Below are 20339 nucleotides of genomic sequence, written 5' to 3' on the forward strand. Positions count from 1 at the left end.
GGCCTGGGCGACGGCCGATCCGGCCTGGGCGACGGCCGATCCGGCCTGGGCTGCGGCCGATCCGGCCTGGGCGCCGGTCATCTGGTTCCTCGCGGTCACGACGAGGTCGCCGCCTTTCGGCATCGCGTCGCGCGCGTTGGCGGCGAGGTTGAGCAGGACGGCGTTCAAGCGCGAGGGGTCGACGATCACGGGCCACAGGTCGGTCGCCAGATCGAACCGGCAGCGCACCAGGGGGCCGGCTGTGTGGCAGATCATCTCCTCGCTTTCCCGGAGTATATCCTTGATGTCGACCACCGTCGGCCGTGACTCCTCGCGCCGGGCGAAGGCCAGCAGATGGTGGATCAGGCCGGTGGCGCGGGTGACGGCCTGCTCCCCCAGGTCGATGATCTTGACCTCCTCGGGAGTGATCGTCCGACGCCTCAGCAGGTTGTAGCTGCTCTGGATCACGGCCAGGATATTGTTGAAATCGTGGGATACGCCGCTGACCAACTGGCCCAGCGCCTCCAGCTTCTGCGATTGCAGCAGCGCCGCCTGCGCCTCCTCGCGGCGGCGGATCTCCGCCGAGAGTTCGAGCGCCGCGTCGGTCAACGCGCGGGTCCGCTCGACGACCCGGGCCTCCAGCATGGCGTTGTCGCCCCGGAGGATGTCCTCCGCCGTCTTGCGTTCGGTCACGTCCGCCGTGACTCCGGTCAGGCGAACCATGCGGCCATCGTCATCGAAGATCGCCGCGGCCGATTCCTCGAGCCAGACGGTGGACCCGTCGCCCCGCTGGTACCGGTAGGCGATCGTATAGTTCGGAGTGCCGGGGTCGAGCGCGATCAGGGTGTCCACGAACCGCTCGCGGTCCTCCGGGTGGACGCGCTCGAAGAAGGCGTGGCTGGTGATCCCGGCGGGATCGGAGGCACCCTCCCGACCGGGTCCCAGGATCGGGGCGGCGCCATCGCTCTGGCGCACCGTGTCGGTCTCCAGGTGCCAGTCGAAGGCGAACATGCGGCCGGCGGCCAGGGCGCGGGTCAGTTGCTCCTCGGCGTCGCGCAGCTGCCGCTCCAGGGCCTTGTTGGCGGTGATGTCGGTGATGGTGCCGACGAAGCCCGAGATGTCGCCCGAGGCGGTTCGTTCCACCAGGGCCTCGCCGAGCACCCAGGTGATCGCGCCGTCCGGCGCGCGGAAACGGTATTCCAGGCGAAACGGTCTGTTCTCCAGGGCGGCGTGGCGCCATTCCTGGAAAACGACGTCATGGTCTTCGGGATGCAGGAATTCGGTCCAGCCATTGCCCAGCGCCTGTTCCGGGCGGGCACCCGCGATCTCGCACCAGCGTCGATTGACGCCGACGCAGCGTCCCTCGGCGTCGGTGCGGAAGATGCCGACCGGAGAACTGGACGCCAGCGTGTGGTATCGCTCCTCGGCCGCGCGCAACGCGGCGGTCCTCTCGTTCAACCGGCTGAAAGCGGTGGTCAGGGCTTGCCCGACCTCGTTGGCCTCGCGCCACGTGGTCCGGATGGGGGGCACCGAGTGGCCGCCCTGGAGGGCGTTGCCGGCCACGGTCAGCACCCGCGCGGCCCGCGCGATCCGCAGGCCGAAGACGTAGGCCAGGGCGGCCGACAGGGCGAGCAGCGCCAGCCCCAGGCCGATCGGGGCCAGCAATTCGCGGGCGACCCGCGCGTCCACCGCGTCCCCCGGCAGGCTGACCAGGGCGGTCCACTCCGTCATCGCTGATCGGCTGGCTCCCGAGATGACGTCGCGCTCGCCGACACCGCCTTCACCCGCCGTGATGACGCCATCCCGCCCGACGGCCTGCTTGATCCAGGCTGGCGGATCGTCGCCACGGCGCGGCGGTCCGTCGCCGGGGATGACGGCCAAGGGGCGTCCGTCGCGGTCCACGACGGCGATGCCGCGGTCGCTGGCGATGCCGGTCTGGACCAGGATATCCCGGAACCTGCCCACCGGCAGGCTGGCCGCCAGGACTTGGGTCGCGGCGCCGTCCGCCGGCACCGGGACGAGGATGCCGACGACCTCGGCGCGGGCGACCGGGCCGAATTCCACGTCCGTGACGTAGGGGGTCTTCGTCTCCATGACGGCGCGGGCGATATCATCGTCGAAGAACGGCGGCAACGGCGTGTTCCAAGGCACCCGCGTGTTGAGCCGCTGGCGCTCGCCGCCGTCGGCCAGGACGATGCCGATGCCATAGCGCTTCGTGATCTGGCTGGCCTGCTGGTGAAACGTGGCGAAATCCCGCCGCTGGAGCGCCGGCATCAAGGCCAGCGTCTCCAGCATCGCCATGACGCCCCGCATGTCGCGCTCGATCATGGCGGTGACCGTCCGTGCTTCCTTCAGCAAATCCTGCTCGATATGGGAGCGCTGTAGCTTGACTTGATGATGCAGCAGGAGGCCGGTGAAAATCAGGACCGGAATGATAAGACCAAGCGCCAGTAAAATCAGATGCGCCCGCGTCGAGATACTGTGTTTCGCGCAGATCGTCAAATTTCGGGACATGATCTGGCGGGCTCCGACTTGACATATATCAATAATCTGTGCCTGTGGCCTAGGACTGTATCCTAAGCAACGTAGCGTCCCAAGATGAGCCAAAGTAAGTTTGCGATTGCGAGAAATACGACTTGGACATCCGGGTTCGTTGGCAATCTTCTAACAGTGTCCAGTCCAGGATGCCAGCGACATGATCTCTTGTGAAAACTCTTTCGCTTTCTCCATTCCAAAAATTAGCGTAGTGTTAATCCTTTATTTCTACATATCCGTCGTCTCGAGCGCCGAAGGCGGTTTTCCCGAGGCGGTGACGGCGCGATCACGGGGGCGGAATCATCGATCCGGCGCGCGGCGCAGGGCGACGGTGAAGACGGCGCCGCCCTCCTCGTGGTTGGCGGCGGCGATGCGTCCGCCGAATCCCTGGACGATGCCGTAGCTGATCGACAGGCCCAGTCCCAGCCCGACGCCGACCTCCTTGGTGGTGAAGAACGGATCGAACAAGCTCGGCAAGTCCTCCTCCGGGATGCCGGGGCCGGTGTCGCGCACCCTCAGCAGGACATAGTCGCCGTCCTGGTCCAGGCTGACCGTGATGAGCCGGTGGTTGCGCGCCGCCACGGCGTCCAGCGCGTTCCGCAGCAGGTTGACGATCACTTGGTCCAGCCGCGCCTCGTCGGCCAGGACCATCGGCGACTGGTCCGGCAACTCCAGCACCATCTCCGCCCCCAGCGCCTGCGTCTGGGCGCCCAGCAGCGCCATCGACCGCTCGACCGAGGCGCGCGGCGACACCGGCACCAGAACCCCGGACGACTTGCGGGCGAAGGTCTTGAGCTGGCGGGTGATCGTCGCGACCCGTTCGGTCAGGCCGGTGATCTCCAGCAGGTTGGCGCGGACCAGATCCAGCTTGCCGCGTTCCAGGAGCAGTCCGGCGTTCTCGGAATAGGAGCGGATCGCGGCGATCGGCTGGTTGACCTCGTGGACGATGCCGGCCGCCATCTGGCCCAGGGCCGCCAGCTTGGCCGCCTGGACCAAGTCCTCGCGCGCGCGCTCGGCCGCCTGTTCCGCCCGCTCGCGCTCGGCGATCTCGGCGGTCAGGCGGGCGTTGGCGGAACTCAGCTCGGCGGTGCGCTCGCCGACCCGGTGCTCCAGCATCAGGTGGGCGCGTCGCTGGTACTCGAGCCGTTCGGACAGCGCCAGGCGGCGTTGCAGGACGACCAGGCCGGCGGCCAGCAGCAGCAGCGTCGCGATGCCGGCGCCAAGCCCGGCCGACCAAGCCCGCACGTTGACCGGCCGGTTGTCCAGCGCCACGTGGACGGTCCAGTCCGTGCCGGGAACCGCCGCCTGATGGACCAGGGAGCTGTCCATCGGGGGCAGCGGCAGCAAGCTGGTGCCCTCGTACTGCATGCTGCGCTCCACCTCGCGCCGGGTCTCCGCGTCGAGCGGCGCCAGCGTGCGGAACCGCCACTCGGGAACGTTGGAGATGAAGACGACGCCGCGCCGGTCGGACACGAACACGCGTTCCCCGGCCATCTGGTGCCACGCCGACTCCAGCGCGTCCATGCCGATCTTGGCGACGACCACGCCCAGCGTCTGGTTCTCCGCCCGGACCGGCGCCCAGACCGGATAGGCGATGTAGTAGCCGGGAATGTTCGAGGTGGTTCCCATGGCGAAATAACGCCCGACACGCCCGGCGATGGCGTCGGTGAAATAGGGCCGGAAGGCGAAGTTGCGGCCGATGAAGCTGCTCTCCTCGGTCCAGTTGCTGGCCGCCAGCGTCATGCCGTCGCGCCCCATCACGTAGAGCGCGGACAGGGCGGCCCCGGCGTTGAGCGCCGCCAGCTTGCGGTCGACCCGGTCGATCAGCGCGATGTCGCGCGGCGCCGCCAGCAGGGCCGCGACATCCGGGTCCCAGGCCAGGGTCAGTGGCAGCACCCGGTATTTCTCGATCTCCGCGGTCAGGGTGGCGGTGTAGAGGGTCAGCCGGGCCCGCGCCGTTTCCGCCAGTTCGTCCAGCGCCTGTCCGCGCGCCCATTCCGAGGCCAGGTAAGACGCCAGCGGCACCAGGACGCAGGCGACCCCGGCCATGGCCGCCGCGAGACCCCGGTAGCCGCGCGGCGGCTTGGGACGCCACGCCATCGCGGCGATCAAGGCGCCCACGATCCTGGAGCCCATGGTCTTGGAGTTCATCGCCGACCCGCTCCTCCGCATGCCCGGCATCATCCGCTTCCCGTCAGTCCAAGCGCAGTATCTGCGCTTTCAGATAGGCTGTCTCGGGTAGATGGGGGTGGACGGGATGATCGGCGGCGGCCCCGCCGGTGCGCAGGATGCGTCCGGTCCGGCGGGCGTCGTCCAAGCCGCGCGCGACCTGTTCGGCGAACAGCGGCACGTCGACATTGTGGCTGCACGAGGCGACCAGCAGGAAGCCGCCCGGTGCCGTGATCGACGCGGCCAGCCGGGTCATCTTGCGATAGGCGCGGCTGCCGGCCTGCAGGTCCTTCTTGGATTTGACGAAGGCGGGCGGGTCGGCGATCACCACGTCGAACCGCTCGCCCGCCGCCGCCAGCCGCTCCATCTCCTCGAAGGCGTCGGCCCTGCGGAACCCGCAGACGGCGGCGACGCCATTGGCTTCCGCCGCGCGGGCGCCATTGGCCAGCGCCGCCTCCGACCGGTCGACCGCCACGACGGAGGCGGCGCCCGCCTTGGCGCATTGCACCGCGAACCCGCCGTTGTAGCTGTAGAAGTCGATGACGCGGCCGCCGGCGGCCAGCGCCGCGATGGCCGCACGGTTGTCGCGCTGGTCGTAGAACCAACCGGTCTTCTGTCCCACCCCGGGATCGGCGAAGAAGACGCAGCCGTTCTCCTCCAGCCGGACCGGACCGTCCAGCGCTCCACGAACCACCTTGACCTCGCCGCCCAGACCTTCCTGCCCCCGCGCCGGGCTGTCGTTGCGCAGCACCACGGCGGAGGGCGCCAGCACTCGGTCGATCGCCTCCAGCAGGTCGGGCGTCAGCCGCTCCATGCCGGCGGAGTTCGCCTGGACCACCACCACGTCTCCGAACCGGTCGACGATCAGCGCCGGCAACCCGTCAGCCTCGGCGTGGATCAGCCGGTAATAGGGCCGGTCGAACAGCCGCTCGCGCAGGTCGAGCGCGCTCCGCAACCGCTCCGCCAGGAAACCCGCGTCGATCGCGGCGTCGGCGTCGCGCGTCAGCATGCGGGCGCAGAACAGGGTGTGGGGATTGAAGGTCGCGGCGCCGAGCGGCGCGCCATCGTGGGTCAGCACCCGGACGACGCTGCCCGGCGGGATCGCCTTGGCCAGGTTGTCCATGTGGATCTCGTTGGAATAGACCCAGGGATGGCCATGCTGGACCCGCTTGTGCCGGCTCGGCTGAAGGCGGATGGTCGGTCGGGATGTGGTTTCGCTCATGGCCGGCAGTCTAGCCGTTGCGGGCGGCCAAGCAACAGCGGGCGTGACGTTGTGCGCCTGGATGGCGTGCCCCAAAACACCTGAATGGTCCGGGCTAATTCACGGGCTCTCCTGGAGCGGTCGAATCCCGCATCCGGTGAAGCAGGAAGATGGCGCCCAGCAACACCGCCGCCCCAAGCCATTGGCTTCGGGCAAGTTGCTCCCCCAGGAAAGCGAACGCGCCCCCCACCCCAAACAGCGGTGTGAGATTCAGGAACTGGCCCGCGAAGCTGGCCGGGAGAGTCTTCAAGGCGATCAGATACAGCCAGAAAGCGAATGCGTACTGGACCAAGCCGGAGAGCATCGCCAGGGACCACAGGGGTGCCGGCAGGTTGCCGAGAATGTCCCACGTGTCGGCCGAGATCTCCAGGGGCCAGATCAGGAGTGCGAACACAAACCCGAAGGACTGCTGGACCGCCAGGAGAACGAGCGGATCGGTATCCACGACCAGACGGCTCGACAACACGACGTACAGGGCCGCGCAGCCGATGCCAAGCAGGATCAGCAGGTTGCCGACCAAGGGATTCGGGCCGAGTTCCATCGCCCCGTCGAGACCGGCGACCATCGCCACGCCGACGAGTGCCACCGCCATCACCCCCATCGTCCGTCCCCCTATCCTTTCTCCAAGGATCAGGGCCGCGAACCCCACGATCATCACCGCCTCGGTCGCTTGCAGGAGGGATGCGGAACTCGCCGACGTCATCGACATTCCGATCAAGCCGATCGAATAGGCCAGCCCTGGTTCCAGGAGTCCGGTCGGGCCGAACTTCAAGGCGACTTGGACAGGTGGGATCGACAACCCCCTCACGAGGGTTACGAGCCATAGGAAGGCGCAACTCGTGAGCAACTGGATCACCAGCAAGGTGATTGGCGGCAATGCGTCAAGCGCGCCCTTCGACATGACGGTGGCCGAACCCCAGCAGGCCGCCGCGCCAATCGCGGAAACAACGCCGAGATCGCGGCCCTGGTTATCCATGGCGCGCCGCCGCGAAGCGAAACAGACAGGGCTTTCCATTGTGCGCCTTGGTTGGTGGACAAGGATTGGAGTGGATCGCGGTATCCTGGATCTCCGGTCCCCAAAGCCGTCCGCGATCACATCCCCCAGACCCGTCGTGAATGATCCGGGCTAGCCATCGTTGGCCGCGTCCCGCGGGGACGTCGGCGTCAGGTCGATCATCTGCTTGCACAGCCTCAGCGTCTCGACCGCGTGCCCCGCTTCCCGAAAGCAGCCGAGCAGCCAGTCGCAGTATTCCGGCAGGCTGGAATAGTCGTCCGGCAGGTTGGTGTGGATGGCGGCGCAACCCAGGTCGTCGGCCACCTTGTCCATGGCGCCCAGCAACGCGTCGGCGGCGCCGTCCAGGTCGAACAGGTCCAGGACGATGAAGTTCTCGACCGACAGCACCCGGCCGTGACGCAGGTGGTCCTCCACCGCGTGGCTGAACAGGCCGTGGATGTAGCCCCGGCTGTTCTGCACGGTCATGATTCCCCGTCCACCCTCCCGAAGGTGGGATCCGACGGAGCGACCCGCGCTGGATTCAAGCTCCGGCGCCGCCAGGATGGCTGCGGCAAATTCGCGCCATCGCTCGATGTCGAGATCGGGTGCGATCGTCTGCACCACCGGGAACGCCTGGTCGATCTGACGGCGGGCTAGGGGTTTCGCAACATAAATGTCGTGCATGGGTGTCTCGACCACGGGTCAGGACAAGACGATGGCAGCCAGGGCGCCCATGGGTCCTTGACGTAGATCAATGTTGCCGGCCCGCGGCATCCCCATAGTCCGCAATCGGCAACAGGATTTGCGCGCGTGCCGCGTGCCGTCGCGGCGGTCCTTATCCGGCACGATCGAATTAAGAGCAACCTTACGGTGGCGCGGAACGACCGGCTTCGCTGGTGTCGATCCCGCCAGACGGGAGATTAGGTAATGACAGCAGCGACCCTGTCCCACGGTTCATCCGTGGGAGGCGAGCGGGCAGGTGAGGAGACCGTCTCGTACAACGAGGCTGTCGTCCGCCTGTTCGTCATCGCCACTATGTTCTGGGGTGTGATCGGCTTCCTCGCCGGTATCTTCATCGCCTTCGAACTGGCGTTTCCGGCGCTGAACCTCGGGCTGGAATGGACCAGCTTCGGCCGTCTGCGGCCGCTGCACACCTCCGCCGTGGTCTTCGCCTTCGGCGGCAACGCCTTGTTCGCCACCTCGCTCTACGTCGTCCAGCGGACCTGCCGCGCGACGCTGTGGGGCGGACCGGCGGTCGCCAACTTCCTCTTCGTCGGCTACCAGATCTTCATCGTGCTGGCGGCTTCCGGCTATGTCCTGGGCATCACCCAAGGCAAGGAATACGCCGAGCCCGAATGGTACGTCGACCTGTGGCTGACCGTCGTCTGGGTCGTGTACCTGCTGGTCTTCGTCGGCACGATCATGCAGCGGCGCGAACCGCACATCTACGTCGCCAACTGGTTCTACCTGGCGATGATCGTGACGATCGCGATGCTCCACCTGGTCAACAACCTGAACGTCCCGGTCTCGTTCTTCGGAACCACCAGCTATTCCTACTTCTCCGGCGTCCAGGGCGCGCTGGTCCAGTGGTGGTACGGCCACAACGCGGTGGGCTTCTTCCTGACCGCCGGCTTCCTGGGCATGATGTATTACTTCATCCCCAAGCAGGCGGGCCGGCCGGTCTATTCCTACCGGCTGTCGATCATCCATTTCTGGTCGCTGATCTTCCTCTACATCTGGGCCGGCCCGCACCACCTGCACTACACGGCGCTGCCGGAATGGGCGCAGACGCTCGGCATGACCTTCTCCATCATGCTGTGGATGCCCTCGTGGGGCGGCATGATCAACGGCATCATGACGCTGTCCGGCGCCTGGGACAAGCTGCGGACCGACCCGGTCCTGCGCTTCCTGGTCACCTCGGTCGCGTTCTACGGCATGAGCACCTTCGAAGGTCCGGTGATGTCGATCAAGGCGGTCAACGCCCTGTCGCACTACACCGACTGGACCGTCGGCCACGTCCACTCCGGGGCGCTCGGCTGGGTCGCCTTCGTCAGCTTCGGCGCGGTCTACTTCCTGGTTCCCAAGCTGTGGAAGGCCGAGCGCCTCTACTCGCTGCGGCTGGTCAGCTATCACTTCTGGACCGCCACGATCGGCATCGTTCTCTACATCACCTCGATGTGGATCTCGGGCATCATGCAGGGCCTGATGTGGCGCGCCTACGACAACCTGGGCTTCCTCCAGTACTCGTTCGTCGAGACCGTCGCGGCGATGCATCCCTTCTACGTGATCCGCGCCCTGGGCGGCGTGCTCTTCCTGATCGGCGCCCTGATCATGGTCTACAACCTGTGGCGCACGACCAAGGGCGACATCCGGGTCGAGAAGCCCTACGTCACCGCTCCGACGCGCAAGTTCGCGCCGGCCGCCGAGTAAGGACTCAGCACGATGGCTAGCACCGACAAGAAGCCCGGGCTTTTCAATCACGGTCTGATCGAAAAGAACGTCACCCTGATGATGGTCCTGATCCTGCTCACCGTGTCGATCGGTGGCCTCGTCGAGATCATCCCCTTGTTCACCATCGAGACCACCATCGAGAAGGTGGAGGGCATCCGCCCCTACACCCCGCTCGAGCAGATGGGCCGCAACATCTACGTGCGCGAAGGCTGCTACAACTGCCATAGCCAGCAGATCCGCCCGTTCCGCGACGAGGCCGAGCGCTATGGCCACTACAGCCTCGCCGCCGAGAGCATGTACGACCATCCGTTCCAGTGGAGCTCCAAGCGCACCGGTCCCGATCTGGCCCGCGTCGGCGGCAAGTACTCCAACCAGTGGCAGGTCGCCCATCTGATCGACCCGCGCGCCGTCGTGCCCGAATCGATCATGCCGGGCTACGCCTTCCTGCAGAACCGGCCGCTCAAATACACCGACGTCAAGGATCACCTGAAGACCCTGCGGATCGTCGGCGTCCCCTACACCGACGAGAGCGTCGATCAGGCGGCCAAGGATCTGGAGGTCCAGCAGCGGCCGGACGGCGACACCGCCGGTCTCCTGGCCCGCTATCCCAAGGCTGTCGTCGCCGATTTCGACGGCAACCCGAAGCTCGTGTCCGAGATGGACGCGCTGGTCGCCTATCTGCAGATGCTCGGCACGCTGGTCGATTTCACGAAGTACCAGCCGGCGGATTTCAAACAGTAGGTGGTGGCACCAGTGGATCTCAACGCAATCGCGTCGTTTTTGCGCTCCTTCTGGACGGTTTGGTTGATGCTGCTGTTCGTCGGCGTCCTGTTCTGGGCCTTGCGGCCCAAGAACAAGGACAAGTTCGACGAGGCCAGCCGCATCCCGTTCGGGGATGAAGGCCAGGAGAAATAGGTCATGCCGACCAAGGTTGAAAAGGACTCCTTCTCGGGGGTCGACACCACTGGACACGAGTGGGACGGTATCCAAGAGCTGAACAACCCACTGCCGAAGTGGTGGCTGTACGTCTTCTACGTCTGCGTCGTCTTCTCGGTGGTCTACTGGGTCCTCTATCCGGCGATCCCGCTGGGCAAGACCCACACCGCCGGGATCCTGGGCTATGCCCAGCGCGAGACGGTGGTGGCCGACATCGCCAAGGCCCGCGCGGCCCAGGGCGCCTATCGGTCGAAGATCGAGAGCGCCTCGCTGGACCAGATCGTCGCCGATCAGGACCTGCTCGGCTTCGCGATCGCCGGCGGCCGCGCCGCCTTCGCCGACAACTGCTCCGCCTGCCATGGCGCCGGTGGCGCCGGTGCCAAGGGCTACCCGACGCTGGCCGACGACGACTGGCTGTGGGGCGGCAAGGCGGATGACATCCACACCACGCTGCTGCACGGCGTCCGCTCGACCAACGACGACGACACCCGCGTCTCGGAAATGCCGAAGTTCGGCGTCGACGACCTGCTCACGGCGGCGCAGATCAACGACACGGCCGAGTACGTGCTGTCCCTCACGGGCCGCGAGTCGGACAAGACGGCCGCCGGCCGCGGCGCTGCGGTGTTCGCCGAGCAATGCGTCGCGTGCCACGGTGAGAAGGGCGAGGGCATGCGCGAGGTCGGCGCCCCCCGCCTGAACGACAACATCTGGCTCTATGGCGGCGACAAGAAGACGGTCGTCGAGACGATCACCTATGCCCGCGCCGGCGTCATGCCGGCCTGGGGCGCCCGTCTCGATCCGGTCACCATCAAGCAGCTGGCCGTCTACGTCCACAGCCTGGGCGGCGGCGAGAAGTAGGCTCCCGTCCCGTCCGGGTCGGCATCCGGCGCGCCGGGGAAGTCAGCTTCCCCGGCGTTCGCTTTTTTCAGGGCAGCGGTTCGACCGCGGTGGGTCAAGAACCGTGGTCAAGAAACGTAGGTCGGATAAAGCGAAGCGGCATCTGACAAAGCAGGCGAGTTGGTGGTGTCGGGTGCCGCTGCGCTCTACCCGACCTACGAATACTTGCTGGTTCGATATCTGTATTGGCATGGTGTCGAAAAAAAGGAAATGTATTGTCCCGGAATATCGCGAGTGAAATCCTTGAGGGATTGCGGGAGGCCGTCGACCACCTGGATGGCAAGGATACAAAAATCCGGGTCACAACCATCGATGTGCCGGATCGTGTTGAGGTGCGGACCATTCGGGAGGGCTTTGGTGGTTTGAACCGCGATGTCGCGGAATAACCAATCGGTCATGTTTTCAGGCTAACGTCCGGGTCTCCTGGATGAATGGCCCGTCGGCACACGGCCTCGCCGCCATGCGGGCTGATGGGACGAGGGCCTCGTGAGCGGAACCTACTTTTCGGCTTTGTTGGTATTGATCCCCCTGGCTTGCCAAATCGGGACCCCGGAAGCCGCCGCCGCCCCGGCCGACCAGCAGGTGATCGACCGCACCGCGCCGGGGCACTTCACGGCGATGCCGGTGTCGCCGTGGCCGCCGGATTGGCGATACCCGTTCCGGGCGACGCCGGTTCGGCCCGAGCGGATCGTGTATCGCCTGAAGGGCCGCATCCGCGACGTGGCCAAGCTTGACGCCGAACTGTCCAAGGCCTGCCGCCGGGGGGCGTTCATCCAGCGGCTCAACTCGATCTTCCGGGTGCGCTCGGCCGATGACAGGCCGATCGGCATCGGCTGGGGTTCCGGGGTCAACCTGCACGACCCGGAAAAACGGAGCCATCTCGACAAGGTCTACCTGTTCGACCGGCAGGACACCGGGCTTTGCGCCGTCTGGGTGGCGCCGCTCGACACCATGATCCGCCATCTCGATCCCAGCCCCGCCCGCTGACCGCGATAGGCGTCGGGGGCATGCGCCGGGGGCATTGCCGCGATCCAGGGGCAACGTCGCGCTTCCCGCCAGTGGTTTGAAGCTCTATATAGGCACGGGCCGTCACTCCGGTGTCTTCAGCGGTCGGATCGGCGTGCCTTTTATCCGAACCCTCTCCCCGATATCCCGGGAGGGGATTTTTGTCGCGCCTGAAGTTACCAGAGCCCCGAGCGCCATGCCCAAACGTACCGACATCAAGTCCATCGCCATAATCGGCGCCGGCCCCATCGTCATCGGACAAGCTTGCGAGTTCGACTATTCCGGTGTTCAGGCCTGCAAGGCGCTCCGCGAGGAGGGTTATCGGGTCATCCTGGTGAACTCCAACCCCGCCACGATCATGACCGACCCGAACCTGGCGGACGCGACCTACATCGAGCCGATCACGCCGGCGACCGTCGCGAAGATCCTGGAGAAGGAGCGGCCGGACGCCCTGCTGCCGACGATGGGCGGGCAGACCGCGCTGAACACCGCGATCGCCTTGGACGATGACGGCACGCTGGCGCGCCTGGGCATCGAGATGATCGGCGCCAACAAGCAGGTGATCGCCAAGGCCGAGGACCGGCTGCTGTTCCGCGACGCCATGGACAAGATCGGGCTGGAGAGCCCGCGCAGCCGCATGGTCCGCACCTTCGACGAGGCGCTGGCGGCCCTGGCCGAGACCGGCCTGCCGTCGATCATCCGCCCCAGCTTCACGCTGGCCGGCACCGGCGGCGGCATCGCCTACAACAGGGCCGAGTTCGAGGACATCGTGCGCGGCGGGCTGCGCGCCTCGCCGACCCACGAGGTGCTGATCGAGGAATCGGTGCTGGGCTGGAAGGAATACGAGATGGAGGTCGTGCGCGACGGCGCCGACAACTGCATCATCGTCTGCGCGATCGAGAACCTGGACCCCATGGGCGTCCATACCGGCGACAGCATCACGGTGGCCCCGGCCCTGACGCTGACCGACAAGGAATACCAGATCATGCGCAACGCCTCGATCGCGGTGCTGCGCGAGATCGGGGTCGACACCGGCGGGTCGAACGTCCAGTTCGCGGTCAACCCGGCCGACGGCCGCATGGTCGTGATCGAGATGAACCCGCGCGTCAGCCGCTCGTCGGCGCTGGCGTCCAAGGCGACCGGCTTCCCGATCGCCAAGATCGCCGCCAAGCTGGCGGTGGGTTACCGGCTGGACGAGCTGGACAACGACATCACCGGCGTCACGCCGGCCTCGTTCGAGCCGACGATCGACTACGTCGTCACCAAGATGCCGCGCTTCACCTTCGAGAAGTTCCCCGGCACCGAGCCGCTGCTGACCACCTCGATGAAGTCGGTCGGCGAGGCGATGTCGATCGGCCGGACCTTCGCCGAGTCGGTGCAGAAGGCGCTGCGGTCGATGGAGACCGGCTTGACCGGCTTCAACGAGATCCTGATCGGCGACGGCAACCCCGATCCGCTGACCGTGCGCGCCGCCTTGAGCCGGCCGACGCCGGACCGGCTGCTGGTGATCGCCCAGGCGTTCCGCCATGGCCTCAGCGTCCCCGAGGTCCATGCCGCCTGCAAGTACGATCCCTGGTTCCTGGAGCAGATCGAGGCGATCGTCGCGGTCGAGACCGGGATCCGGGCCGAGGGCCTGCCGACCGACGCCGCCGGCTGGCTGCGCCTGAAGCAGGGTGGCTTCGGCGACGCCCGCATCGCGGAGCTGACCGGCACCACCGAGGCCGAGGTCGCGGCGGCCCGCCGCGCGCTGGGCGTCACCCCCGTCTACAAGCGGATCGACACCTGCGCCGGCGAGTTCGCCTCGGCCACGCCCTACATGTATTCGACCTATGAAGCCAACGGGTTCGGCGGCGCCGAATGCGAGTCGGAGCCGACCGACCGCAAGAAGGTCGTGATCCTGGGTGGCGGTCCCAACCGGATCGGCCAAGGCATCGAGTTCGACTATTGCTGCGTCCACGCGGTCTACGCGCTGATCGAGGCCGGGTACGAGACCATCATGGTCAACTGCAACCCGGAAACGGTGTCGACCGACTACGACACCTCCGACCGCCTCTATTTCGAGCCGCTGACCGCCGAGGACGTGATCGAGTTGGTCCGGGTCGAGCAGAGCCGCGGCGAGGTGCTGGGCGTGATCGTCCAGTTCGGCGGCCAGACGCCGCTGAAGCTGGCGCGCGACCTGGAGGCGGCGGGCATCCCGATCCTCGGCACCTCGCCCGACGCGATCGATCTGGCGGAGGACCGCGAGCGGTTCCAGCAACTGCTGCACCAGCTCGGCCTGCGCCAGCCGGCCAATGGCCTGGCGCGCAGCCTGGAGGAGGCCGAACAGGTCGCGGCCCGGATCGGCTTCCCGGTGGTGATCCGGCCCAGCTACGTGCTGGGCGGCCGCGCCATGGAGATCGTCCACGACATGGCCGGGCTCAAGCGCTACATGGGCTCGGCGGTCAAGGTGTCGGGCAAGAACCCCGTGCTGATCGACAGCTACCTGCAGGACGCGATCGAGGTCGACGTCGACGCGGTGCGCGACGGTGTCAGCGTCTATGTCGCGGGCATCATGGAGCACATCGAGGAGGCCGGCATCCATTCCGGCGACAGCGCCTGCGCGCTGCCGCCCTATTCGCTGCCGACCGACGTGGTGGCCGACATCTCGCGCCAGTCGACCATGCTGGCCAACGCCCTGGACGTGATCGGCCTGATGAACGTGCAGTTCGCGGTCAAGGGCACCGAGGTCTACATCCTGGAGGTAAATCCGCGGGCCAGCCGCACCGTGCCGTTCGTCGCCAAGGCGACCGGCACGCCGATCGCCAAGATCGCGGCGCGGGTGATGGCCGGCGAGAAGCTGGACGCCTTCACCCTGAACGGCCCGACCCCGCCGCACACGGCGGTCAAGGAGGCGGTCTTCCCCTTCGCCCGCTTCCCTAACGTCGACATCATCCTGGGGCCGGAGATGAAGTCGACCGGCGAGGTGATGGGATTGGACAAGGACTTCAGCCGGGCCTTCGCCAAGGCCCAGCTGGGCGCCGGAATCGTGCTGCCGCCGAGCGGCAAGGTCTTCATCTCGGTCAAGGACCACGACAAGGCGGCGATGGTCGCGGTGGCGTCCAAGCTTCACGAGATGGGCTTCGTGCTGCTCGCCACGGCGGGCACCGCGAAGGCTTTCGGCGAGGCTGGCATCCCGGTGACACGGGTCAACAAGGTGCTTGAAGGGCAACCACATGTGGTGGATGCCATGATCAACGGCGATGTGCAGTTGGTTTTCAACACAACGGACGGCGCACAGGCGATGTCTGACAGCTTCAGCTTGCGCCGGACCGCGCTCGTCAATAACATTCCCTATTATACGACCGTCGCGGGAGCGCGGGCTGCCGTCGAGGCGATCTCGGCGCTTAGGAGTGGTAGCCTTGACGTGGCACCCCTCCAGTCCTACCTGAGCGGGTCGTATTAAAGGGATCGAGGCTACCGGCGCGGCTGATCTGGCCGCGCCGCAGTCTTCTGCAGCGTCGAGTGGACCGGAAATGGAAAAAGTTCCAATGACGGCGGCGGGTTACAACCGCCTCCAAGAGGAGTTACGGCACCTGAAATCGATCGAGCGCCCGGCGGTCATCAAGGCCATCGCGGAGGCGCGGGAACACGGCGATCTTTCCGAGAACGCCGAGTATCACGCGGCCCGCGAGCGGCAGAGCTTCATCGAGGGCAGGGTGCTCGAGCTCGAGGACAAGATCAGCCGCGCCGAGGTGATCGACGTTTCGAAACTTTCAGGTGAGGCCGTCAAGTTCGGCGCGACGATCACGGTCGCCGACGAGGACACCGACGAGGAGACGACGTATCAGATCGTGGGTCAGGACGAGAGCGACATCAAGCAGGGGCTGCTGTCGGTCAGCTCGCCCTTGGCGCGCGCCTTGATCAACAAGACCGTCGGGGACATGGTCGAGGTTCCGACCCCCGGCGGGTCCAAGAGCTATGAGGTGGTGAAGGTCGAGTTCCGCTGAGGAACCGGCTCCGGCCACCGAGCGTCGCTCGGCTGAAAAGCGAGCGTCGCTCGACTGGAAAATGAAAATGCGGGCGAAAGCCCGCATTTTCATATCCACCGTTGGGTTCGCGTGGCGTCCCCGCCGTTTATTCGTCGTCCTCGAGTTCGTCCTCGTCCGGCAGGTCGCCGACCTCGGTGTCGATCGGAACGCCGGGCAGCGCCTTGGATGTCCGGATCGCCAGCGCCGATTTGACGTGGCTGACATTGGGCGCGCTGGTCAGCTTGGTGGTCAGGAAGCGCTGGTACGAATCCCAGTCCTCCGCGACGATCTTCAACAGGAAGTCCGTCTCGCCCGCCAGCATGTTGCACTCGCGCACGAGCGGCCAGCTATTGACCAGCTCCTCGAATTTCTTTAGGTCCGCTTCGGCTTGGCTGGTCAGCCCGACATGGGCGAACACGGTGACGCCGTAACCGAGGGCTTCGGGGTTGATGTCGGCATGATAGCCACGGATGAAACCGGCTTCTTCCAGGGCACGCACGCGCCTGAGGCAGGGGGGCGCCGAAATGCCCGCGCGACGCGCGAGTTCGACGTTGGTCATGCGACCGTCGGCCTGAAGGTCACGCAGAATGCGCCGGTCAATCCGGTCGAGTTTGACTCGCCGCATGGTCTTCTCTTGTAGCCTCTAGGGGTGAATTGGAAAGGATATTACACAGACTACTGGTTTACGCCAAGACAGAGCCGTCTTACAAGTGCGAAACTTTATAATAGGCGGAATGTGCTATCGACGCACCCGGTCAGCAACCACGAAGGCCCGTGATCGTGCAACATCTCACCTGCTGGGTCGTCACAGACGGCAAGGCCGGCATGGAAAACCAGTGCATTGGACTGGCGGAGGCGGTGGGAATCACCCCGGTCGTCAAGCGCGTCACGCTGCGCAGCCCCTGGCGCCAGCTCAGTCCGTTCTTCCGGCTCGGGCCGCGGCATTCGACCGCGCCCGGCAGCGACGCGCTGGAGCCGCCCTGGCCCGACCTGCTGATCACCTCGGGGCGCGCCAGCGTCACGCCGGCGCTTGGTGTCCGCCGCGTCAGCCGGGGCAAGACCTTCGCGGTCCACATCCAGGACCCCCAGATCCCGCCGCGCCTGCTCGACCTCGTGGTGGTGCCGCAGCACGACAAGCTGCGCGGGCCCAACGTGATCACGACGCGCGGCGCCCTTCACCTGATCACCCCGGAGAAGCTGGCCGACGCGGCGGCCAGGCTGGGCCCCGCCTATGAACACCTGCCGCGTCCGCGCATCGCCGTGCTGATCGGCGGCACCAACAAGCTGTTCCGCATGACCCCTGTGATCATGGGCGATGTCGCGGAGAAGCTGGCCAATCTGGCGAAATGCCACGGCGCCGGTTTGCTGGTGACACCGTCGCGCCGAACCGGCGCCGACAACGAGGCGATCCTCCGCGCGCGCATGGCCGACGTGCCGTCCGTCGTCTGGGACGGGCAGGGCGAGAACCCGTATTTCGCGTTCCTGGCGCTGGCCGACGTGATCGTGGTGACCAGCGACAGCGTGTCGATGGTGTCGGAGGCCTGCTCGACCGGCAAGCCGGTCTACATCATCGAGTTGGACGGCGGGTCGCCCAAGTTCCAGACCTTCCACCAAGCCTTGAAAGACGCGGGCGTGATCAGGACGTTCACCGGCGAACTGGATCACTGGAGCTACCGGCCGCTCGACGACACCGCCGTCGTCGGCGCCGAGATCCGGCGCCGACTCGAAGCCCGCACCGGCCAACGCATCGAGGCGCCGCGCCAAGCGGGCTGACGGGAGTTGGCCAAGGGCGGCAGGTTGACGCTCGGGCGGCGCCGGGCCATGTTCAAGGCACCCTATGATGAATTCGCTCTCCATTTCCCGTCCCCGTGACGCATAGCCGAGGCCTCCCGCGCATGTCCGCCCATCATCATTCCAAGGTCCTGATCATCGGCGCCGGCCCCGCCGGCTACACCGCCGCGATCTACGCCGCCCGCGCCAACCTCAAGCCGATGCTGGTCCAGGGGCTCCAGCCGGGCGGCCAGTTGATGATCACGACCGATGTCGAGAATTATCCCGGCTTCGCCGACGTCATCCAGGGGCCTTGGCTGATGGAGCAGATGCAGCGCCAAGCCGAGCATGTCGGGACCGAGATGTTCTTCGACGTGATCACCGAGGTCGATTTCACCAAGCGGCCGTTCGAGGCCAAGGGCGACAGCGGCGATCTCTACACCGGCGACACCGTCATCATCGCGACGGGAGCCCAGGCCCGGTGGCTGGGACTGGAGAGCGAGCGGACCTATGCCGGCGCCGGTGTGTCGGCCTGCGCCACCTGCGACGGCTTCTTCTTCCGCGGCAAGGAGATAGCGTTGGTCGGCGGCGGCAACACCGCGGTCGAGGAGGCGCTGTACCTGACCAACCACGCCTCCAAGGTGACGGTGATCCATCGGCGAGACTCGTTCCGCGCCGAGAAGATCATGCAGGAGCGGCTGTTCCGCAACCCCAAGGTCGAGGTGATCTGGGACAACGTGGTCGACGAGATAACTGGCGAGGGCGGCGACGGCGCGCCGAAGGCGGTGACCGGGCTTCGGCTGCGCAACGTCAAGACCGGCGATGTCTCCACCCTGCCGGTCGAGGGCGTCTTCATCGCCATCGGCCACGACCCGGCGACCAAGATCTTCCAGGGCAAGGTCAAGACCGATCCGGAAGGCTACATCCTGACCGCGCCGGACAGCACCGCCACCAACGTGCCGGGCGTCTTCGCGGCCGGCGACGTCAAGGACCGGGTCTATCGCCAGGCGGTGACGGCGGCCGGCATGGGCTGCATGGCGGCGCTCGAGGCGGAGAAGTTCCTGGCCGAGCACGAGGGCTCGCCGGAGGAGGCCCTGCGCGAGGCCACGACAACCCAGATGATCGGCGCCTGGGACTGAGTCTTTCAATAGGGCATGGCGATGCGGCAAGTTCGGCCGCCGCAGGGGTCGAATTTCGACATTTTTGCGGCGGTCGCCCGCTAAACATGCACTTTCGGTTCTAACGACCGTGGTCTTGATGTGCGTCGCGGTATATCATTCCTGAGTCGGCGTACTGAGCCGGCCAAGATGACGCGACGGACGGACATCATTCCGCCCGCCGACAAACGGGACGTTTCATGGACTGGGATAAGCTACGGGTCTTCCACGCGGTGGCCGAAGCCGGCAGCTTCACGCATGCCGGCGAAAGCCTGAATTTAAGTCAATCGGCCGTCAGCCGTCAGATCAGCGCGCTTGAGGAGAGCCTCAACGTGCCGCTGTTCCACCGGCACGCGCGCGGCCTGATCCTGACCGAGCAGGGCGAACTGCTCTATCACACCGCCCGCGACGTCTTCGCCAAGCTGTCGATGACCGAGGCGATGCTGACGGAGAGCCGGGAGCATCCCAAGGGACCGCTGAAGATAACCACCACGGTCGCCTTCGGGACCACGTGGCTGACGCCGCGCGCCCGCGAGTTCCTGCAGATCTACCCGGATATCCAGCTCTCGCTCCTGCTCGACGACACGGAACTGGACCTCGGCATGCGCGAGGCGGACATCGCGATCCGCATGACCTCGCCGCGCCAGCCCGACCTGATCCAGCGACACCTGATGACGATCCGGTTCCATGTCTACGGTCACGTCAGTTACCTCAAGCGGAAGGGCGTGCCCAAGACGATCCAGGAACTCGACAACCACGACCTGATAGCCTATCCGGCGGACATGCGGGCGCCGATCTCGAACATCAACTGGCTGTTGGAGGCTGGTGACCCGCCGCAGGGGACACGCACGCCCATCATGCGCGTTAACAATGTATATGCGATCTACAAGGCGGTGGAGAGCGGTTTGGGCATGGCGGCCTTGCCGGATTACATGGTCGAGGGCAGCCGCGACATGGTCAGGGTGCTGCCCGAGTTGAGCGGCCCGAAGGTCGAGACGTATTTCGTCTACGCCGAGGAACTGCGTCATTCCAAGCGGATAGCCGTGTTCCGTGACTTCCTGGTGCGCAAGGTTGGCGAGACGACGTTTTAGACAGATGCTTGGATATCAAAGCCATGCGGTTGTCGCATGGGCGGTTCCTCGAATCATGCATGGAATCTGAGCAGCGGATGACCAATT

The 20339-nt window shown here is 66.2% G+C and carries 17 protein-coding genes; 11 read left to right on the plus strand and 6 right to left on the minus strand.

Translation table 11 applies throughout. The annotated features are described in order from the left end of the window. From N825_RS24455 to N825_RS24475, 5 genes are all read right to left on the minus strand, one after another. Window positions 1–2337 (minus strand): PAS domain-containing protein (locus N825_RS24455; protein ID WP_157619517.1); only part of this gene is annotated, 2337 nt, incomplete at its 3' end. 477 nt (window positions 2338–2814) lie between these two features. Next, window positions 2815–4665, minus strand: coding sequence for a sensor histidine kinase (locus N825_RS24460; RefSeq protein ID WP_051512930.1), 1851 nt, complete (start codon window positions 4663–4665; stop codon window positions 2815–2817). Window positions 4666–4708: 43 nt separating this feature from the next. After that, window positions 4709–5905, minus strand: coding sequence for a class I SAM-dependent rRNA methyltransferase (locus N825_RS24465; RefSeq protein WP_037457960.1), 1197 nt, complete (start codon window positions 5903–5905; stop codon window positions 4709–4711). Window positions 5906–5999: 94 nt separating this feature from the next. Further along, the gene (locus N825_RS24470) at window positions 6000–6920 is read right to left on the minus strand and encodes a DMT family transporter (RefSeq protein WP_051512934.1); all 921 of its coding nucleotides are present in this window, start codon (window positions 6918–6920) and stop codon (window positions 6000–6002) included. A 150-nt stretch (window positions 6921–7070) separates the two neighbouring features. Beyond that, window positions 7071–7622, minus strand: a complete 552-nt coding sequence (locus N825_RS24475; protein ID WP_051512936.1) for a hypothetical protein — start codon at window positions 7620–7622, stop codon at window positions 7071–7073. Between the two features lie 243 nt (window positions 7623–7865). On the opposite strand from N825_RS24475, the gene ccoN reads away from it, so the two are divergent. From ccoN to greA, 8 genes are all read left to right on the plus strand, one after another. After that, window positions 7866–9368 (plus strand): cytochrome-c oxidase, cbb3-type subunit I, encoded by a 1503-nt coding sequence (gene ccoN, locus N825_RS24480; protein WP_037457962.1) that lies wholly within the window; start codon window positions 7866–7868, stop codon window positions 9366–9368. 12 nt (window positions 9369–9380) lie between these two features. Beyond that, window positions 9381–10130, plus strand: coding sequence for a cytochrome-c oxidase, cbb3-type subunit II (gene ccoO, locus N825_RS24485; RefSeq protein ID WP_037457965.1), 750 nt, complete (start codon window positions 9381–9383; stop codon window positions 10128–10130). 12 nt (window positions 10131–10142) lie between these two features. Continuing rightward, window positions 10143–10304 (plus strand): cbb3-type cytochrome oxidase subunit 3, encoded by a 162-nt coding sequence (locus N825_RS24490; RefSeq protein WP_037457968.1) that lies wholly within the window; start codon window positions 10143–10145, stop codon window positions 10302–10304. A gap of 3 nt (window positions 10305–10307) precedes the next feature. Beyond that, window positions 10308–11183: a cytochrome-c oxidase, cbb3-type subunit III gene (gene ccoP / locus N825_RS24495; protein ID WP_037457971.1), complete on the plus strand. Its 876-nt coding sequence runs from the start codon at window positions 10308–10310 to the stop codon at window positions 11181–11183. A gap of 254 nt (window positions 11184–11437) precedes the next feature. Further along, entirely contained in the window at window positions 11438–11608 is a 171-nt protein-coding gene (locus N825_RS39110) for a hypothetical protein (protein ID WP_157619518.1), read from the plus strand. A gap of 100 nt (window positions 11609–11708) precedes the next feature. Beyond that, window positions 11709–12209: a hypothetical protein gene (locus N825_RS24500; protein WP_157619519.1), complete on the plus strand. Its 501-nt coding sequence runs from the start codon at window positions 11709–11711 to the stop codon at window positions 12207–12209. Window positions 12210–12423: 214 nt separating this feature from the next. Beyond that, window positions 12424–15669, plus strand: coding sequence for a carbamoyl-phosphate synthase large subunit (gene carB, locus N825_RS24505; protein WP_037457976.1), 3246 nt, complete (start codon window positions 12424–12426; stop codon window positions 15667–15669). A gap of 70 nt (window positions 15670–15739) precedes the next feature. Continuing rightward, window positions 15740–16213, plus strand: a complete 474-nt coding sequence (greA, locus tag N825_RS24510) for a transcription elongation factor GreA (protein ID WP_084165035.1) — start codon at window positions 15740–15742, stop codon at window positions 16211–16213. 127 nt (window positions 16214–16340) lie between these two features. On the opposite strand, the gene N825_RS24515 is transcribed toward greA, so the two are convergent. Then, window positions 16341–16859, minus strand: coding sequence for an Lrp/AsnC family transcriptional regulator (locus N825_RS24515; RefSeq protein WP_037457982.1), 519 nt, complete (start codon window positions 16857–16859; stop codon window positions 16341–16343). Window positions 16860–17014: 155 nt separating this feature from the next. On the opposite strand from N825_RS24515, the gene N825_RS24520 reads away from it, so the two are divergent. The 3 genes from N825_RS24520 to N825_RS24530 all read left to right on the plus strand — a co-directional run bounded on the left by N825_RS24520 (window position 17015) and on the right by N825_RS24530 (window position 20252). Next, on the plus strand, window positions 17015–18007 hold the full coding sequence (locus N825_RS24520) for a mitochondrial fission ELM1 family protein (RefSeq protein ID WP_245613223.1): 993 nt from the start codon (window positions 17015–17017) through the stop codon (window positions 18005–18007). A gap of 122 nt (window positions 18008–18129) precedes the next feature. Further along, window positions 18130–19143 carry a thioredoxin-disulfide reductase gene (trxB, locus tag N825_RS24525; protein WP_037457985.1) on the plus strand — a complete coding sequence of 338 codons (1014 nt, stop codon included), beginning with the start codon at window positions 18130–18132 and terminating at the stop codon, window positions 19141–19143. A 218-nt stretch (window positions 19144–19361) separates the two neighbouring features. Next, window positions 19362–20252, plus strand: coding sequence for a LysR family transcriptional regulator (locus N825_RS24530; RefSeq protein ID WP_037457988.1), 891 nt, complete (start codon window positions 19362–19364; stop codon window positions 20250–20252). The last annotated feature ends 87 nt before the right edge of the window (window positions 20253–20339 follow it).

This window comes from Skermanella stibiiresistens SB22 (genome assembly GCF_000576635.1).
Taxonomy (GTDB): Bacteria; Pseudomonadota; Alphaproteobacteria; order Azospirillales; family Azospirillaceae; genus Skermanella; species Skermanella stibiiresistens.

Bases quoted from the DNA above. Each gene is read 5' to 3' on its own strand.
- N825_RS24465 (WP_037457960.1), bottom strand. From the start codon at position 5,905: ATGAGCGAAACCACATCCCGACCGACCATCCGCCTTCAGCCGAGCCGG.
- ccoP (WP_037457971.1), top strand. From the start codon at position 10,308: ATGCCGACCAAGGTTGAAAAGGACTCCTTCTCGGGGGTCGACACCACT.
- N825_RS24475 (WP_051512936.1), bottom strand. From the start codon at position 7,622: ATGCACGACATTTATGTTGCGAAACCCCTAGCCCGCCGTCAGATCGAC.
- N825_RS24530 (WP_037457988.1), top strand. From the start codon at position 19,362: ATGGACTGGGATAAGCTACGGGTCTTCCACGCGGTGGCCGAAGCCGGC.
- carB (WP_037457976.1), top strand. From the start codon at position 12,424: ATGCCCAAACGTACCGACATCAAGTCCATCGCCATAATCGGCGCCGGC.
- trxB (WP_037457985.1), top strand. From the start codon at position 18,130: ATGTCCGCCCATCATCATTCCAAGGTCCTGATCATCGGCGCCGGCCCC.
- ccoN (WP_037457962.1), top strand. From the start codon at position 7,866: ATGACAGCAGCGACCCTGTCCCACGGTTCATCCGTGGGAGGCGAGCGG.
- N825_RS24470 (WP_051512934.1), bottom strand. From the start codon at position 6,920: ATGGATAACCAGGGCCGCGATCTCGGCGTTGTTTCCGCGATTGGCGCG.
- greA (WP_084165035.1), top strand. From the start codon at position 15,740: ATGGAAAAAGTTCCAATGACGGCGGCGGGTTACAACCGCCTCCAAGAG.
- N825_RS24515 (WP_037457982.1), bottom strand. From the start codon at position 16,859: ATGCGGCGAGTCAAACTCGACCGGATTGACCGGCGCATTCTGCGTGAC.
- N825_RS24460 (WP_051512930.1), bottom strand. From the start codon at position 4,665: ATGAACTCCAAGACCATGGGCTCCAGGATCGTGGGCGCCTTGATCGCC.
- ccoO (WP_037457965.1), top strand. From the start codon at position 9,381: ATGGCTAGCACCGACAAGAAGCCCGGGCTTTTCAATCACGGTCTGATC.